Source organism: Tardiphaga sp. 839_C3_N1_4, assembly GCF_051811045.1.
Lineage (GTDB): Bacteria > Pseudomonadota > Alphaproteobacteria > Rhizobiales > Xanthobacteraceae > Tardiphaga.
The window spans coordinates 4,080,468-4,097,743 of sequence record NZ_JBPWQD010000001.1; the positions used below are offsets into that span (position 1 = coordinate 4,080,468).

Consider the following 17,276-nt stretch of genomic DNA (forward strand, 5'->3'; position numbering starts at 1 on the left):
CGGGATGCGGTGAGCTTTGCGCCACCGATCCTGCGGTCTGAATTTCTAGTTTGAGTACGGAGTAACCCGCATGAGTTCGAAGGGATTGGCGATGGCCGATGAAGCGCGTTCGCGGTTAGGCCGCGGTCTTGCAAGTCTGATCGGCGATGTCGGCGGCGAAGCCGCGCATGTCGAGCGTCCTTCGCGCAATCAACGCAAGGTGCCTATCGAATTTCTCAAGGCCAATCCGCGCAACCCGCGGCGGGCCTTTGCGGATGCGGAGCTCAGCGAACTTGCGGCATCGATCAAGCAGCATGGTGTGATCCAGCCGATCGTGGTGCGGCCGGTGAAGGGCTCGAACGATCGCTTCGAGATCATCGCCGGTGAGCGCCGTTGGCGTGCGTCGCAGATCGCCGGTCTGCATGAAGTGCCGATCGTGCCGCTCGACGTGACGGATTCGGCCGCGATGGAAATCGCGATCATCGAGAACGTCCAGCGCGAAGATCTCAATGCGATGGAAGAGGCGCAGGGCTATCACGCACTCGCCGAGACCTACAAACACAGTCAGGATGAAATCGCGAAGATCGTCGGCAAGAGCCGCAGCCATGTAGCCAACATGATGCGTCTCACCAAGCTGCCGGAGGACGTGCAGGGCCTGATCGCGTCGGGTCAGTTGTCCAACGGTCACGCCCGCGCGCTGATCAACCTGCCGGATGCGTCGAGCGCCGCGAAGCGGATCATCGCCGAGGGACTGAACGTTCGTCAGACCGAAGCACTCGCGCATGAAGAGGGCGTGCCGGAACGCGCGCCGCAGAAGCCGCGTACGTCGTCTCCCAAGGCGGCGAAAGATGCAGACACGATCGCGCTCGAAAAGCGGGTCAGCGACGTGCTCGGGCTGAAGGTGTCGGTGGATCACCGCGATCCCGGCGGCACCGTGATCATCAAGTATCGTGATCTCGATCAGCTCGACGAAATTCTGAAGCGGCTGGATTCGGAAAGCTAACCGCGCCGCCTTGCATTCACGGCAATCGACATCAACGCCCTCTGTGCGATCACCGCGCCGAGGGCGTTTTGTTTGCGGACATCGAGCGCGGCGACCGCGAGCTGGTCGATAATAGTCACCAGTCGCTGCGCTGAGAAATTGCGCAGCGCCGCTTCCACCGTTCCCTTGCGTGAGAAATGCAGCCGCGGAAATCCGCTCTCGACAGCGGATGACGCAGAGCTGCCGGCCTCTACCAGCAGGCGGGCTTTGTGCAGCAGTGCGGCCTGGCGCTGCGCAGCCATCATGATCATGCCCGGGTAAGTCCCGGCGATCATCGCCTTGTTGAACTCGACCTCCACCGCGGCGGGATTTCCGGCAAAGGCGCCATCGACGATCGGATCGATCTTCAGTTCGGACGCGTCGGCAACGACGGCCATCACATCGTCGAGCGTGACTTCGCCGGTGCCATGCGCATAGAGCGTCAGCTTGCGGAGTTCATTACGCGACGCTTGCCGATCACCGCCAAGCAGCGACATCAGTGTCGCGCGCGCATCCGGCGCCATGCGGAGATTGGAGACGCGGAGTTCTTCGTCGATAAGCTTTGCGAGATCGCGCTCGGTGTCCGGGTAACAGGCGATGGCCACCGCTGTCCTGGCCTTCTCGCAAACTTTCCGCAAAGGCGATTCCGGCCTGAGCTCGCCGGCCTCGATGACGATGCGGCAGTCCTTGATGTCGGAGTCGGCGAGCGTATCGACGCCGCTGGAAAAATTCTTCGAGCCCGCGCGGACGCGGATCGCGCGGCGCCCGCCGAACAATGGCACTGTCATCGCCTCTTCGACGAGCCGGGACGGTTCGGCAGCGAGATCGTCGCCGTCCATGCGAACCAGCGAAAATGGATCGTTGGGATCGTCGACCGCGGATTTCATCAGCGCGTCGGCGCGTTCGCGCACGAGTCCGGCATCAGCTCCGTAAAGCAGGATAATGGGCCGGCCGGCATCCGGCCTGGCCAGGAACGTGTCGATATCTTTTCCGCGAAGCGCAACCACGCGGCGTGCTTAGGTGCCGGCGTAGAAGAACGACGCCAGCCGGGTATTGATGTTGTCGGCGATCTCGGCCGCGGCGCGGTCTTCAGCGTCCCGATAGGCGCGGGCGCGGGCAAAGCGCTGCAGCTGGCCGGGGATGTCGTAGGTGACGCGGGAGAAGGTGCTGCCGGTCAGGACCTGCTTGCCGGTGGCGATCTCGATCAGACCATAGGTCGCGTCGATACCGTAATTCTCGCTGGTCGGCAGCGCGGTATTCGGATCGACGATCAGCGAGGTCCGGCTCGGATTGAAGCGGATCTTCAGCTGATAGGTCGGCGGCAGGCCGGTGGCACTGCCATACATCTTGAACATCAGCGCGTTGCGGATCGCCACACCGACGCGGGCCTGCGGTGATGCATTGGGATATTCCAATGGCGGAACTTCGACGCCCTGCAGCTTCTCGCGCAGGCCGGGCTTGCCATCATTGCGCTCGGCATACATCGGCTGGAAGCAGCCGGCTGTCAGCGCCGCCAAGGTGGCGACGACCATGAGCCGGGCGGCAATGCGGGATTTAGCCGACAACATTCACGATCCTCTGGGCGACGACGATGACCTTCTTGACGGGCTTGCCGTCCAGCGCCTGTTTTACAGCATCGAGTGCCAGAGCGGCAGCCTCAATTTCCGGGTTCGTCGCTTCCCGGGCCACTGTGACTTCTCCGCGCTTTTTGCCATTGACCTGCACCGGCAGGGTCATGGTGTCTTCAACCAGCAGATTGGGCTCGATTTGCGGCCAACGGGCTTCCGAGATCATGCCCGGTTGCCCCAGCACACCCCAGCATTCCTCGGCCAGATGCGGCATCATCGGCGCAAACAGTTGGACAAGGATGACCGAGGCCTCGTGGAGCGCCCAGCAGACATCCGGAGCCGGGGTTCCCGGGCGTGCCAAAGCTTCGCCCAACACATTGGAAAATTCGCGGATATGGGCCAGGCAGACATTGAAGTGCAGCTTTTCGATCTCGGTCGAGACCTTGCTGAGCGCGCCATGGGCAGCCTTGCGGATCGCCAAGGCATCGGGGCCAAATTCAGCGGGACGGGCTGCCGGCGCAGATTTGCCATGTGCGGCTGATTCGTTGATCTGACGCCACAGGCGCTGCACGAAACGCGAGGCGCCCTTGACGCCTTCTTCGCTCCAGATCACGTCGCGGTCGGGCGGCGAATCCGACAGCATGAACCAGCGGGCGGTATCGGCGCCGTAGGTGCCCATGATGTCGTCGGGATCGACTGTGTTGCGCTTCGACTTCGACATCTTTTCGATCGGGCCGATGGTGATGTCTTCGCCAGTGGCGATCAGCGTAGCGCGTTGGCCGTTACCGCCGATCTCGATGTTGACCTCGGCCGGTGAGGCGAAGGTGCCGTCCTGCTTCTTGTAGGTCTCGTGAACCACCATGCCCTGCGTGAACATGCCGGCAAATGGTTCGTCGAAATTGACGTGACCCGTCGCCTTCATCGCGCGAGTGAAGAAGCGACTATAGAGCAGATGCAGGATCGCGTGTTCGACGCCGCCGATATACTGATCGACCGGCATCATGCGGTTGGCGACAGCAGTCGTCGTAGGTGCCGTCGTGTTCCACGGATCGGTGAAGCGCGTGAAGTACCAAGACGAATCCACGAAGGTGTCCATGGTATCGGTTTCGCGCCGCGCATCCGCGCCGCAGTTTGGGCACTTCACATGCTTCCACGTCGGATGATGATCAAGCGCATTGCCCGGCTTGTCGAAGGAAACGTCCTCCGGCAGCACGACCGGCAGATCCTTGTCCGGCACCGGCACGATATCGCAGCTCGGGCAGTGGATGATCGGGATCGGGCAACCCCAATAGCGCTGACGTGAGATGCCCCAGTCGCGTAGGCGGAAATTGATCTCGCGCTTGCCCCAGCCGTCCTTCTCGAAAATCTCGAGCGACTTCTTCATCGCTTCTTCGCAGGTCATCACGCCGGGTTCACCCACCCAACGGACATACTGCACAGTCTCACTTTTCGCCGGAGCGAAAGCGATGTTACCAACGCGCTCATCGCTGCCGACGGGCACAAACACGTCGAGCACCGGCAGATCGTACTTGCGCGCGAAATCCAGGTCGCGCTGATCGTGTGCCGGGCAGCCGATGATGGCGCCGGTGCCGTAATCCATCAGCACGAAGTTCGCGATGTAGAGTGGCAGTGTCCATGACGCGTCGGCGGGATGCGTGACCTTGATGCCGGTGTCGAAGCCGAGCTTCTCGGCTGTGTCGATCTCGGCCTGCGAGGTGCCCATGCGACGGCATTCCTCGATGAAGGCGACAACCTTTGGGTCCTTTTCTGCCAGCGCTTTCGCCAGTGGATGATCCGGCGAGATCGCAGCGAAAGTCGGGCCATACATGGTGTCCGGGCGTGTCGTGAACACCGGCAGTTTGTCGAAGCCGGTGGGGGCGCCGATCAGTCCGAACTGGAAATGCAGGCCTTCCGACTTGCCGATCCAGTTGCGCTGCATCAGGCGCACCTTGTCGGGCCAGCGGTCTAGCGTATCCAGTGCAGACAGCAGCTCGTCGGAATATTTACTGATCTTGAAGAACCACTGGGTCAGCTCGCGCTGCTCGACCAGCGCCCCTGAGCGCCAGCCGCGGCCGTCGATCACCTGCTCATTGGCCAGCACGGTATGGTCGACCGGATCCCAGTTCACCTTGGACTTCTTGCGCTCGGCGAGGCCGGCACGCATGAAATCGAGAAACATCTTCTGCTGATGCTTGTAGTAGGTGGGGTCGCAGGTCGCGAATTCGCGCGACCAATCCAGCGACAGACCCATGGTCTGCAGCTGCTTCTTCATCGACGCGATATTCTCGTAGGTCCACGCCTTCGGAGCGACCTTGCGCTCGATCGCGGCGTTCTCGGCGGGCAGGCCGAACGCATCCCAGCCCATCGGATGCAGCACGTTCTTGCCCTGCGCGCGCTGGAAGCGCGCAACCACGTCGCCCATGGTGTAGTTGCGGACATGGCCCATATGGATGCGCCCCGACGGATAGGGGAACATCTCGAGCACGTAATACTTCTCGCGCGGATCGTCGTTCTTGGTGGCGAAGATCGCCTTGTCGTCCCAGACGCGCTGCCAGCGCGGTTCGGTCTCGCGGGCGTTGTAACGTTCGTTGCTCATGGTGCTTTTGAAATCCGCCGGCCGGTTCGAGCGCTTCTCAGATCATGGACGCGCGAACGAGGTCGCAAACCGGTGCTTGCTCGGGCTGAATTCGCGCTTGAGGCCGGGGACTAGGCCATAAAAGGCCGCGTTAGGTCAATGGTTTAAGACGAAAAACGGGCCAAGAGTGGGTCTCTGTCGCCTCACCCCGCCAGCGACACGGCCGTGCCGTAGGCTCGGACAAAGCCGTGCTCAACCACGGTGTTACGGCCACGCCGTTTGGCGGCGTAGAGCGAGGCATCGGCCGCCTCGATCAGGTCCCTGGCGGTCTCCAGTGTGGCGGGTGTCGCTGAGGCCACGCCGACACTGACGGTGACCCGCTGATGCGCGCTGGTGGCATGGGGGACTGACAGATTCCAGATGGCGGCACGCACCATTTCGCCGATCTGGACGCCGCGGGCGACCTCGGTGCCCGGCAGCAGCAGGCAGAATTCCTCGCCGCCATAGCGTCCGGCAAAGCCGGAGCTGCGATCGGCCAGATTCGAGAGCGCTTCGCCGACGCGCGCCAGGCAGGCATCGCCTTCGGGATGGCCATAGGTGTCGTTGAAGAGTTTGAAGTGATCGACGTCGATCATCATCAGCGTCAGATGGTCGCCGGACTGCTGGGCTTTCAGCCACTCGAAGTCGAGGCGGCTCTGGAAGCCTCGCCGATTCGCTAGGCCGGACAGCATGTCCACCGACGCCAGCACCGTGAGCTGCTCGTTGCTGGCGCGCAATTCACGCTCGCGACCGCGCAACTGTGCGGCCATGCCGTAAAATGCACGGGCCAGCGGCACGAACTCAGCCGGCAGCGTGTTGCGAGCAACGCGCGCCGACCAGTCACCGCGGCCAAACCTCTGCGCCATGGTTTCCATCATTTGGATCGGTTTGATGATCAGTCGCTCTGCAACCACCAGCGCGCCAAGAAGAACAAAAAGACAGACGAAGGCGAGCTGCAAATAAGCGGTGCGGATCTCGCGATCGGCAACCGCCGAGACTCGGGCCTCGTCGATGCTGACAATCAATTGCGCGCCGGTACCGGGGATTGTCGCGAATGATACGGCGCGCTGTGAACCGTCACTGGCGCTGAATGACAGCGAACCGGTCTGCTTATCTGTATTGCGCAGATGCGCTTCGATCATCGGCAATAGAGCAAGGTCTTCCATCGGCCGACCGATCGCGCTGGTGTTTGTCGGCGGCGCAGCAAGCACGGTGCCGGCATGATCGACCAGCAGTGTCGTGACGCCGGGCCGGTCGCCGAGATTGCCCATGATCTTCGACATCCAGTCGAGATTCACCGCCGCCAGAACCACGGCATCGTCGTCCTTGGTCAGGCCCGGTGCGAGATAGGCAGCCATCACCGTCGGCTGGTTCGTCAGGCGGCTGAACAGATAATCGCTGACGACAAACTCACCGGTCGCTATCGCCTTCTTGAAATAGGGGCGATCGCTGAAATCGAATCTCTGCTCGATGACTTCCGGCCAGGTTGAGCACATGGCGATGCCATCCGCGCCGGCCACTGTCAGGCTGCGCAGCCACGGCATATCGCCGCGGAGGCTCGCCCGCATAATGGCGCAGCTCCGGTTCACCTGAGCGGCCGACGTATAGATGTAGGCGGATGATTTCAGCACGGCCTCGATAGAGGCGAAGACTTCGCGCTGTGCATCGGCGCTGTGCTGGGCGACACCAGCGAAATCACGCGCGGCCGTCGTGATCTGGTGGGTACGCGTCGCATCGAGTGAGCGAATTCGCTCCGCCATTAATGGCCCCACCAGAATGAGGGCCAACAGGACCAGTCGAGCGCGAATACCGAGAGCTCCCCTGAGCCTCGCTTTATTGCGGTTAATACCGATGCGTGACATCTTCGATCCCTAAGCCCCGCGGACATAGGTACTCTAAAGCCTTCAAAAAGCCTTTCCCGGATTCGTTAAACTGCAATGGATCTCAAGAAAGTTCGCGCCTTGGTTGAAAATAAATCCGTGCAAGAGTCGTCAGGCGTAACGCCTTCTTTACCAACCGACGGACTCGCATCGGTCGAGTACGATATCTTTCGCGCGTGTAACGAAGCGCGGCGGGATCGCAGTTCTGTGACATTGATCGCGGTCTCGAAGACCTTCGAGGCTGACGCAATTGCGCCCGTGATCCAGGCCGGTCAGCGTGTGTTCGGCGAAAATCGCGTCCAGGAGGCAAAATCCAAGTGGCCGGCGCTGATCGCCACTCAACCCGCGATTGCGCTGCATCTGATAGGGCCTTTGCAGTCCAATAAGGCCAAGGAAGCGGTCGCCTTGTTCGATGCAATCCACTCGGTCGATCGCCCGAGCATTTGCGAAGCGTTAAGCAAGGAGATGAAGGCGCAGCAGCGGACGCCACAGCTCTTCGTACAGCTCAACACTGGAGAGGAGCCGCAAAAGGCCGGCATCGCGCCGGGCGAGGCCGATGATTTCCTGGCCCGCTGTCGCGATACATACGGGCTGACGATTTCGGGACTAATGTGCATTCCGCCGGTTGACGATGCACCGGCGCCGCATTTCGCGCTGACGGCCAAGATCGCGGCTCGCAATGGACTGACTAAGTTATCGATGGGCATGAGTGCCGACTTTGCCATCGCCATCCAGTTCGGCGCGACTCATGTGCGCGTCGGCTCGGCGATTTTCGGACGTCGCTAGGCCAGAGGCCTAGCCGATGACAATCTTCGTCTTCGGCCCGATCCGGGCCAGCAGCCGCAGCATGGCCGGCTTGGTCATCGCCACACAGCCCGCGGTCGGCGCGAATTTCGGGCGGGCCAGATGCAGGAACACTGCGCTTCCCCGTCCGGCGATCCGCGGCCGGGTGTTCTGGTCGATCTCGATGATGAAATCGTAGAGATGATCCTCGCGGGCCAGTCGGTCGCCGTCATTTCCACGATCGAGCCGCACAGGCCGATTGTAGTGCCGGTCAGATGGATCCTCGCACCAGCCATCCATTGGCGTGATGGGGCGGATCGGCAGAAAGCTACGCGGACGTGGATTACGGTCGGCTCGCCACCACAGCCGGATGGGGCGAAACGTCCCACGCGGCGTTCCGCCATCGCCTTCGCGTTTGTTCGCCTTGATTCCGCCGCGACCGAGCGCGACGGGTATGGTTGTGTGATCGGTCGTCAGCCATCCACGGAGTCTGTCTCCGGCTGACGCGCGAATGTGAACCATAGTTAGCGGTCGATCACGCAAGCTTGTTCGATAAGTGTCTGAAATAACGAGACTTCCCATCCGAATCGCGAACTCCACCTTGCTATTTACCGCAAATGTTCTATTTCGCGCTGCAGCAGTACATTCGCCGGGAATGTCGCTGATTTTGCGCTAGAATATGCGTTAACGGCGAAGCCTGTCACGATTTCTGGCCCACTGTTTCAGCGCGGCGAACAACGCTCCGCCGCAGCCGTTCAAAGGATTGTCGCAATGCCCAATGCCCGCAAGATCCTGATCGTGGATGACGATACTGATTTGCGCGAGGCGCTGGTCGAGCAGCTGTCGCTGCACGAAGAGTTCGAGGCCTCCGCTGTCGACACCGGCGCCAAGGGCGCTACTGCAGCCAAGGCCAATTCCCCCGATCTGGTGCTGATGGATGTCGGCCTGCCCGATACGGACGGTCGCGAAGTCGTGCGCAGCCTGCGCAAGGGTGGCTTCAAGGCGCCGATTATCATGCTGACGGGACACGACACCGATTCCGACACCATTCTCGGTCTGGAGTCCGGCGCCAATGATTATGTCGCCAAGCCGTTCCGCTTCGCCGTGCTGCTGGCGCGCATTCGCGCGCAGCTCCGTCAGCACGAAGCCAGCGAAGACGCTGTTTTCACCGTCGGTCCCTATAGTTTCCGGCCTGGCTCCAAGATGCTCACCGGCGCCAATGCCAAGAAGGTCCGCCTGACCGAGAAGGAAACGGCGATCCTGCGCTTCCTGTACCGCGCCGGGCAGCTGCCGGTGTCGCGCGAGACGTTGCTGCAGGAAGTCTGGGGCTACAATTCCGGCGTCACCACACACACGCTGGAAACGCATATCTATCGGCTGCGTCAGAAGATCGAGAAGGACGCCGCCAATCCTGAAATCTTGGTGACGGAAGCCGGTGGCTACAAGTTGGTGCCGTGATACGATTGGGAAGCCGATTCGCCATTAGCTGTTCGGTGCCCTCCTTCGCGCGTCCCGATCACACGGTTCTACATGTCGATCGATGATGATGTAGCCCTGCTTGAGCGCGTCCCGACATTGCGCCTGTTGGGTATCGCCGCTTTGCGCGTGATCGCGATCGGCTCCGAGCAGCAGGAATTTGCGCGGGGCTCCGTGCTGTTCCGGCAGGGCGACGATGCCGATTGCGGCTACGTCGTCCAGACCGGCGCATTCCGCATCAGTCTCGACAACGGCAGCGATCATGAAGTGATCGCAGGCCCTGGCACACTGATGGGCGAACTTGCACTACTGGTGGCGATGCAGCGGCCCTCGACGGCGGTCGCCACGGAATATTCCAGTACGATCCGGATCACACGCAGCCTGTTTCAGCGCGTGCTCGACAGCGATCCTGCAGCCGCGCGCCGTCTGCGTGACGACATGGCGACCCGCGTCAGCCAGCTCGCCAGCGACGTGACGCTGATCGGCGCCAAGCTCAGCCAGTAACTGTTATCAAAGCTCCAGCACCGTCGTGACCGGTACGTGGTCCGATGGCCGCTCCCAGCCGCGTGCATCTGACGTGACGGTGAAGTCGCGGATCGAATCTTTCAGCGCGGACGACACCCAGATGTGATCGAGGCGGCGGCCGCGATTCGACGCCGCCCAGTCGGCAGCGCGGTAGCTCCACCACGTGTAGATCTTTTCCGACAGTGGAATGCGTTCGCGCGCGACGTCGATCCAGTTGCCTTCGCTCTGCACGGCGAGCAGCTTTTCGCACTCGATCGGCGTATGCGACACGATCTTCAGCATCTGCTTGTGCGACCACACGTCATTCTCATGCGGTGCCACGTTGAGATCGCCGACCAGGATGTGACGCGCATCGCCGCGCGGATGCAGCGGCTCGCAGGTCTTCATCTCGTCGAGGAACGAGAGCTTGTGCGCGAACTTCGCGTTCACGTCCGGATCCGGAACGTCGCCGCCGGCAGGCACATAGAAATCATGCACGATCAGCGGCACGGCCATGCCGGCCTTTTCGCCGAACGATACCGAGATGTGGCGCGAGTCCAGATTGTTGCAGAACACGCGGATGTCGCTGCTCTCGAATGGAAGTTTCGAGACGATGGCGACGCCGTGATAGCCCTTCTGCCCGTTCAATACGACATGGTCATAGCCGAGCTGTTTGAAGCGCTTGAGCGGAAAGGCATCGTCCGGGCACTTGGTTTCCTGCAGACACAGCACATCCGGCTGCATCTCTTCGAGAAACTTGGCGACAAGGTCGATGCGCAATCGCACCGAATTGATATTCCAGGTGGTCAGGGAAAAACGCATGGAAATCCGATGGTGAGACGGCGCAAGCGCGCCTGCTCATCATGAGGGCATCACCTGCAGCGAAAACTAATTCGCGCCGCTGGTGGGATACTTGGTGAAGTCGATCTTGAACAGCCCCGGGTCGGGCTTTTTCGCGGTATCGAGATTGTAGATCGCGACCGTAGTGTCATAGCCCTGCGGGTCGGTGACGGTCCACTGCTTGAGCTGGCCATCCTTGGTGCCGACCATCAGCATCAGGCGCGAGGTGCCGACCAGCGCGTTCTTTTCCTCGATGGTCACCGACGTATAGAGGTCGTCAGCGGTGACGGCGACCACATTGGTGTCCTTCATCAGATCGATGCGATCGGACAGCAGATAGCGCAACGGTGTCTGCGACAGCGGGTAGATGTCCTGGGTTGCCAGCTTGGAATCGCGGACGGCGAGCGACTGGCCGTCGGACACCATGGCGATGGTCGTCGGCGCATCATATTCGAAACGGACCTTGCCGGGCTTCTGGATGAAGAAATCACCGGTGGTGCGGCTGCCGTCCGGGCCCACCTGAACAAAGTTACCGCTCAGATTGCTGAGCGATGACAGATAGCTGCTGACTTTGCTCGCCTGCGCCTTCTGATTGGCGTCGAAGCTCATGAAAATGCTGGCGGGAACGTTGCGGCGCGGATCCGGAATGATTGGATTCGGCGGCGTGGATGTCGTCGTCGATGTCTTGGGTGCGATTGCTACTGGCGGACGAACGGCCTGGGGCTCGGAGGCCGACATCTGGAAACTGCCATTGCTGCGCGCCTGCGGTGCAGGTCGCGGCAATGGGATTGACTGGGCATAGGCCGAAGGCGCCACAATGGCGGCGACAAACGTCGCGACGAGGCCGGCTGCGCCGATGCGCAGGAAAGACCGGTCTGCGGCGTGATGGGTCGGGCGTCTCATCAAGGCGTCGTCCTGCTCGGCGGGTTCGGCGCATTTTACCGCGCTTTGCGTCAGAATGGGTACCGGTTTTGCGGTCCGGCCGGCGGTCTCTTGCGCCCCCGTCGCGGCTGACGCCACCAGCGCAGGCGCTAACCCGGAGCTGTGGCGATTTCGCGACTCGAAAGCGGGATTGTCCATCGACAGGGTCAAACTCTCAGAACCCGCTTTCTTCTTCTTCGATCAGAATTTCGCGTTTACCGGCATGGTTTGGCTGACCGACGATGCCTTCATTTTCCATGCGCTCGATCAGCGACGCTGCGCGATTGTAACCGATCTGCAGCCGGCGCTGGATGTAGCTGGTCGACGCCTTCCGGTCGCGCTTCACGATGGCAACGGCTTGCTGGAACAGATCGCCACCACCTCCATCGGCGCCCATGCCGGTCGAATCGAATACCGCGCCGTCCTCGCCTTCTTCCGGTTCTTCGGCGGTGACCGCCTCGAGATATTCCGGCTCGCCCTGCGTCTTCAGGTGGCGCACCACCTTCTCGACTTCCTCGTCCGACACGAAAGGACCGTGTACGCGCGAGATGCGGCCGCCGCCAGCCATATAGAGCATGTCGCCGCGGCCGAGCAGTTGCTCTGCGCCCATCTCGCCCAGGATGGTGCGGCTGTCGATCTTCGAGGTGACCTGGAAGGAGATGCGCGTCGGGAAGTTCGCCTTGATCGTGCCGGTGATGACGTCCACCGACGGTCGCTGCGTCGCGAGGACGACGTGCAGACCGGCGGCGCGTGCCATCTGCGCGAGGCGCTGCACCAGGCCTTCGATGTCCTTGCCGGCAACCATCATCAGGTCGGCCATTTCGTCGACAATGATGACGATATAGGGCAGCGGCGCGAGATCGAGTTTCTCTTCCTCGTAGATCGCCTTGCCGGTCTCCTTGTCGAAGCCGGTGTGAACGGTGCGCGAGAGCTCCTCGCCCTTGGCCTTGGCTTCCACGAGGCGCGCATTATAGCCGTCGATGTTACGCACGCCGAGCTTGGCCATGCGCTTGTAGCGCTCTTCCATCTCGCGCACGGCCCATTTCAGGGCGACGACGGCCTTCTTCGGGTCGGTCACGACCGGCGTCAACAGATGCGGGATGCCGTCATAGACCGACAGTTCGAGCATCTTCGGGTCGACCATGATCAGGCGGCACTGATCCGGCCGCAGCCGGTAGACCAGGCTGAGAATCATGGTGTTGATCGCGACTGATTTGCCCGAACCGGTAGTACCGGCGATCAGCATATGCGGCGTGCGCGCAAGATCGATGATGATCGACTCGCCGCCGATATTCTTGCCGAGGCAGAGCGGCAGCTTGATGCTGCCGTCATTGGTGTCCTGCACGGTCAGCAGTTCGCGCAAGTAGACGTTTTCGCGATGGGCGTTCGGCAGCTCGATGCCGATGGCGTTGCGACCGGGAACGACGGCGACACGGGCGGACAGCGCGCTCATGGAACGCGCGATATCGTCGGCAAGGCCGATCACGCGCGACGATTTGATACCCGGTGCGGGTTCGAGTTCGTACAGCGTGACGACGGGGCCGGGATTGGCTTTGACGATCTCGCCGCGCACGCCGAAGTCCTGCAACACGCCTTCCAGCGCGCGCGAATTGGCTTCGAGCTCGGCCTTGCTGAGCGGCTTGCGATCGGCGGCCTTCGGCGCGGTGAGCATGCCGACGGAGGGCAATTCGAACTTGCCGTTGGATTTGCGCACCGGCTCCTTGGCCGAGGATTTCTTGCGCGCCTTCGGGGCGGGCTCCTCTTCCTCTTCTTCTTCTTCGTAGTCGTGCTCTTCGTCTTCGTCGTGATCGCCCACGTCTTCGTCATGCGGCGCAATTGACGGGCTATTGCGACGAGCGCCGAGGTTCGGTTCCTGACGTTCGAAGGATGCCGCGCGCGCCTTGGGCTCGCTTGCAACCATCTTGCCATAGACCAGCGAGAGGAAACGGCCGAGACGCGCCTTCGCGCTCATCACGGCATGCGCAGCCCAGCCCAGCGAAACCGAGATCGAGCTGCGATCGCGGGTTTCGTCTTCCTCGAACGGCTCGTCGTCTTCCTCGATGTCGATCTCGGCAAACTCTTCCTTCGCCTGCGCGCCATAACCGCAGGCGATGAAGAAGGTCACGATCATCGCCGCGCAGAGAATAAAGCCGAGTACGAATCGATAGATGAAGCCGACGGGGCCAAATACGACCGCGGGCGCGCGAAACAGCGCGTCGCCGACCACGCCACCGACGCCGGTCGGCAGGGGCCACGACCCGCCATGCTGCCAGCAGCTGGCAAAGCCTGATGCGATGATGGTGCAAAGGACCCAGCAACCGATACGCAGTGCTTCGCGATCGAAATGCCGATGCGTCATCATCCGCCAGCCCCAGACGGCGATGGTGAGAATCATCATGATCGCGCCGAGGCCGAGGATCTGCATCAACAGATCGGCGCCGATCGCGCCGGGATAACCGGCGACATTGCGGATCGCACGCGAGGTGGCATGGCTCAGGCTCGGGTCCTGTACGGACCACGTCATCATCGCTGCCGCCGCGACACCTGCGGCGCAGACCAGGCCAAAGCCTGCCAGTTCACGCAGCCGTCGTCCCAGCATCTCGCGAATTGACGCGGGCAGATGGCCGACGAGAGGAATGACGCGTTCGATCGTGGTGCTCATACCGGAGTGCTCATGCGCCCTGCATTAATCCAGGGATCTTCAATTCAAAATTTTCACCAGCCGATGCAAAGCCTCGGCTGTCGTTTCACTGTCCTGCACCATGGCCAAACGAATATAGCCGGCGCCGGGATTGCTGCCGTCGGCCTGCGGGCGCGCCAGATAACTTCCGGGCACCACGCGCACGCCGCCATCGCGATACAGTCTCACGGTTGCCTCTTCGTCACCGCCATATGCGGAGACATCGAGCCACAGACAGAAGCCGCCGGCCGGTCGCTTGTAGCCGTAGCGATTGCCGAGGATCTGATCCGCAAGATCGAACTTCAAGCGGTAGAGCCTACGATTCTCTTCCACATGCGCTTCGTCGCTATAGGCGGCAACCGCGACCTGCTGCAGCGGTACCGGCACCTGCGGCGCGGCGACGTTGCGCAATTCGTGAAACGCGCTCAGGAACTTCTTGTCGCCCGCGACGAAGCCGACGCGCATGCCTGGCAGATTCGAACGCTTAGACAGCGACTGGAACGCAACGACATTGGCATAGTCGGGTCCGGCTGATGCCAGCATGCTGCCGGGCGCGGCCTGTGTGTAGATTTCCGAATAGCATTCGTCGGACAGCACGATGAAACCGTAGCGCAACGCGAGGTCGTGCAGCTTCTTGAAGTAAGCGGGCGTCGCGACGGCGCCTTGCGGGTTTGCCGGCGATGCGACGTACATCGCCACCGTGCGCGCCAGCGTGGCCTCATCGAGTGCGTCGAGATCGGGAAGGAAGCCGTTGGCCACCGTGGTCGGCATGAAGATCGGTTCGCAACCCGCGGCACGCGCACCGGCGCCGTAGGCTGGATAGAACGGATTTGGCAGCAGGATCGCCGGCGTGCCTTTGCGCGGGCCGACAAAGCGCGCGGCCGTGATCGCGGCGAAGAACAGGCCTTCGCGGCTGCCATTCAGCACCAGTATTTCGGTTTCCGGATCGAGGGCGCGCGGGAGATTGAAGCGCGTACCCATCCACGTAGCGGCGGCGCGGCGGAACGGCTCAATGCCCTTGGCGATCGGATAGCGGCCGAAATCGGCAGTGTGTTTGGCGAGGACCGGTCCGACGAAATCCGGCACCGGGTGCTGCGGCTCGCCCAATGACAGTGTGATCAGCGGTTGGCCGGGCTGATATGGCGCCAGCAATTCCGTCAGCCGCGCAAACGGTGAACGCTCGCCATTGGGCCCAGCCGAGGTCCGGCTGCCAGCGCCTTGCGCCGCGGAAGGAGGAGCGGTGAGTGCCATCAGGAAAACGCCAGTACTTTCAAGGCAGCCGATCGCCCCATGAGATCGGCCGAAACGAGATCAAACCACCATAGATACGGCGAGGTTAAGACGCGATTAACCATCGAGGGGCCGGCCTTGCTATCACGTGTTCGGCGGCCGTCCAGGCCTGCGCGGAGATCAGAATGGCCGCCCAAAAAGTGAAAGGCTCCAGCTTGCGCTGGAGCCCTTCGACGGTTGGGACATTGCCGGGTAGTGCCCCAACCGATCCCTTTGTGAGCATCCCGGACCGATGATCCGGGATACTCGTGACGCTTACATGTTGTAGGCGCGTTCGGTGTGCTCGGTGACGTCGAGGCCTTCGCGCTCGACTTCAACATTGACGCGGAGACCGACGATCACATCGACGACCTTGAACAGGATCGCCGAACCGACGCCCGACCACACCAGCGTGGTCGCGACAGCCTTACACTGCGCGATCATCTGGGTGACCATGTCGTAGTCGCCAATCTTGCCGGCGACGTAGTCCATGACGCCCGTGCCGCCGAGGGCCGGGTTGACCAGGATGCCGGTGCCGAGCGCGCCGATGATGCCGCCGACGCAATGGACGCCGAACACATCGAGCGAGTCGTCATAGCCAAGCGAGTTCTTCACGACGGTGCAGAAGAACAGGCAGACGACGCCTGCGACCAGACCGAGAACCATCGCGCCCATCGGGCCCGAGAAGCCGCAAGCCGGGGTGACGGCGACGAGGCCGGCAACCGCGCCCGATGCTGCACCGAGCAGCGACGGGTGACCCTTGGTCATCCACTCCGCGAACATCCAGGCCATCGCCGCAACCGCAGTTGCGAGGAAGGTGTTGGTCATCGCGAGAGCGGCAGTGCCCGAGGCTTCGAGGTTCGAACCGACGTTGAAGCCGAACCAGCCAACCCACAGCAGAGACGCGCCGATCATGGTCATGGTCAGCGAGTGCGGAGCCATCAGTTCCTTGCCGTAGCCGGTGCGCTTGCCGATGATCAGGCAACCCACGAGACCAGCAATGCCGGCGTTGATGTGAACGACGGTGCCGCCGGCGAAGTCGAGAGCGCCCCACAGGAACACCTGGCCGGCATCGGCCATGACTTCGTCAAGCTTGGCCTGAGCCGCAGCCTTCGCATCGGGAGCCGCAGCCGCAACAGCCTTGGCGGCTGCGACAATGGCGTCCGGACCGGCCCAGTACCAAACCATGTGCGCGATCGGGAAGTAGATCAACGTCACCCAGAGCGGGATGAACAGTGCAATCGCGGCGAACTTGGTGCGTTCTGCGAAGGCGCCGACGATCAGGCCGGGGGTAATGGCGGCAAAGGTCATCTGGAAGCAGAAGTAGACGAGTTCCGAGATGTTGGCGTCTGCGGTGAACGAAGCAGCCATCGAGTCAGGCGTCACGCCGGCGAGGAACGCCTTGGAGAAACCACCGATATAGGCCGAACCGCCAGTGAACGTGATGCTGTAGCCGTAGAGAGCCCAGATCACCATCACGATGCAAGCGGTGTAGAGGACCTGCATCAACACAGAGAGCATGTTCTTGGAACGAACGAGGCCGCCGTAGAACAGGGCGAGGCCCGGGACTGTCATCAACAGAACCAGCACCGTCGAGGTCATCATCCAGGCGTTATCGCCCTTGTTGACCGTCGGATCGGCGTAAGCCGCAGTTGCGGCGAACAGGCCAACGGCGAGTGCCGCCAATCCCGCGCCAGAGGGACGCTTAAACGTCATTGTGTTTGACTCCTGATTGAAGAAT

The 17,276-nt window shown here is 61.9% G+C and carries 14 protein-coding genes; 4 read left to right on the forward strand and 10 right to left on the reverse strand.

The genetic code is table 11. The features are described from left to right. Positions 1 to 91: 91 nt before the first annotated feature. Positions 92 to 982, forward strand: a complete 891-nt coding sequence (locus AB8A38_RS19530; RefSeq protein WP_068730222.1) for a ParB/RepB/Spo0J family partition protein — start codon at positions 92 to 94, stop codon at positions 980 to 982. Here the strand turns inward: AB8A38_RS19530 and holA are convergent. The 4 genes from holA to AB8A38_RS19550 form a co-directional block, all read right to left on the reverse strand. Continuing rightward, positions 979 to 2,007 carry a DNA polymerase III subunit delta gene (gene holA / locus AB8A38_RS19535; protein ID WP_439087120.1) on the reverse strand — a complete coding sequence of 343 codons (1,029 nt, stop codon included), beginning with the start codon at positions 2,005 to 2,007 and terminating at the stop codon, positions 979 to 981. The genes AB8A38_RS19530 and holA overlap by 4 nt on opposite strands. Before the next feature lie 9 nt (positions 2,008 to 2,016). Continuing rightward, the gene (lptE, locus tag AB8A38_RS19540; protein ID WP_315839921.1) at positions 2,017 to 2,568 is read right to left on the reverse strand and encodes an LPS assembly lipoprotein LptE; all 552 of its coding nucleotides are present in this window, start codon (positions 2,566 to 2,568) and stop codon (positions 2,017 to 2,019) included. Continuing rightward, positions 2,555 to 5,164: a leucine--tRNA ligase gene (gene leuS, locus AB8A38_RS19545; protein ID WP_439087121.1), complete on the reverse strand. Its 2,610-nt coding sequence runs from the start codon at positions 5,162 to 5,164 to the stop codon at positions 2,555 to 2,557. The genes lptE and leuS overlap by 14 nt, the downstream gene beginning before the upstream one ends. A gap of 182 nt (positions 5,165 to 5,346) precedes the next feature. Further along, on the reverse strand, positions 5,347 to 7,044 hold the full coding sequence (locus AB8A38_RS19550; protein WP_315839919.1) for a diguanylate cyclase domain-containing protein: 1,698 nt from the start codon (positions 7,042 to 7,044) through the stop codon (positions 5,347 to 5,349). A 75-nt stretch (positions 7,045 to 7,119) separates the two neighbouring features. Between AB8A38_RS19550 and AB8A38_RS19555 the strand changes: the two genes are divergently transcribed. Then, positions 7,120 to 7,848, forward strand: a complete 729-nt coding sequence (locus tag AB8A38_RS19555) for a YggS family pyridoxal phosphate-dependent enzyme (protein WP_315839918.1) — start codon at positions 7,120 to 7,122, stop codon at positions 7,846 to 7,848. A 9-nt stretch (positions 7,849 to 7,857) separates the two neighbouring features. On the opposite strand, the gene AB8A38_RS19560 is transcribed toward AB8A38_RS19555, so the two are convergent. After that, positions 7,858 to 8,367 carry a L,D-transpeptidase family protein gene (locus AB8A38_RS19560; RefSeq protein ID WP_410001754.1) on the reverse strand — a complete coding sequence of 170 codons (510 nt, stop codon included), beginning with the start codon at positions 8,365 to 8,367 and terminating at the stop codon, positions 7,858 to 7,860. 249 nt (positions 8,368 to 8,616) lie between these two features. Between AB8A38_RS19560 and AB8A38_RS19565 the strand changes: the two genes are divergently transcribed. Together AB8A38_RS19565 and AB8A38_RS19570 are read left to right on the forward strand one after the other, a co-directional pair. Then, positions 8,617 to 9,303 (forward strand): response regulator transcription factor, encoded by a 687-nt coding sequence (locus AB8A38_RS19565; protein ID WP_068730214.1) that lies wholly within the window; start codon positions 8,617 to 8,619, stop codon positions 9,301 to 9,303. 72 nt (positions 9,304 to 9,375) lie between these two features. After that, complete coding sequence (locus tag AB8A38_RS19570) at positions 9,376 to 9,825, forward strand: cyclic nucleotide-binding domain-containing protein (RefSeq protein WP_315839916.1); 450 nt, start codon at positions 9,376 to 9,378, stop codon at positions 9,823 to 9,825. A 6-nt stretch (positions 9,826 to 9,831) separates the two neighbouring features. Here AB8A38_RS19570 and AB8A38_RS19575 read toward each other — a convergent pair whose 3' ends face one another. The 5 genes from AB8A38_RS19575 to AB8A38_RS19595 form a co-directional block, all read right to left on the reverse strand. Next, positions 9,832 to 10,647 (reverse strand): exodeoxyribonuclease III, encoded by an 816-nt coding sequence (locus AB8A38_RS19575; RefSeq protein ID WP_068730212.1) that lies wholly within the window; start codon positions 10,645 to 10,647, stop codon positions 9,832 to 9,834. Between the two features lie 66 nt (positions 10,648 to 10,713). Next, positions 10,714 to 11,568, reverse strand: coding sequence for an outer membrane lipoprotein carrier protein LolA (locus AB8A38_RS19580; protein WP_439087122.1), 855 nt, complete (start codon positions 11,566 to 11,568; stop codon positions 10,714 to 10,716). A gap of 193 nt (positions 11,569 to 11,761) precedes the next feature. Then, positions 11,762 to 14,248, reverse strand: coding sequence for a DNA translocase FtsK (locus AB8A38_RS19585; RefSeq protein WP_439087123.1), 2,487 nt, complete (start codon positions 14,246 to 14,248; stop codon positions 11,762 to 11,764). A 39-nt stretch (positions 14,249 to 14,287) separates the two neighbouring features. Continuing rightward, positions 14,288 to 15,517, reverse strand: coding sequence for an aminotransferase class I/II-fold pyridoxal phosphate-dependent enzyme (locus tag AB8A38_RS19590; protein WP_315839912.1), 1,230 nt, complete (start codon positions 15,515 to 15,517; stop codon positions 14,288 to 14,290). A gap of 294 nt (positions 15,518 to 15,811) precedes the next feature. Beyond that, the gene (locus tag AB8A38_RS19595; protein ID WP_089263149.1) at positions 15,812 to 17,251 is read right to left on the reverse strand and encodes an ammonium transporter; all 1,440 of its coding nucleotides are present in this window, start codon (positions 17,249 to 17,251) and stop codon (positions 15,812 to 15,814) included. Positions 17,252 to 17,276: the final 25 nt, after the last annotated feature.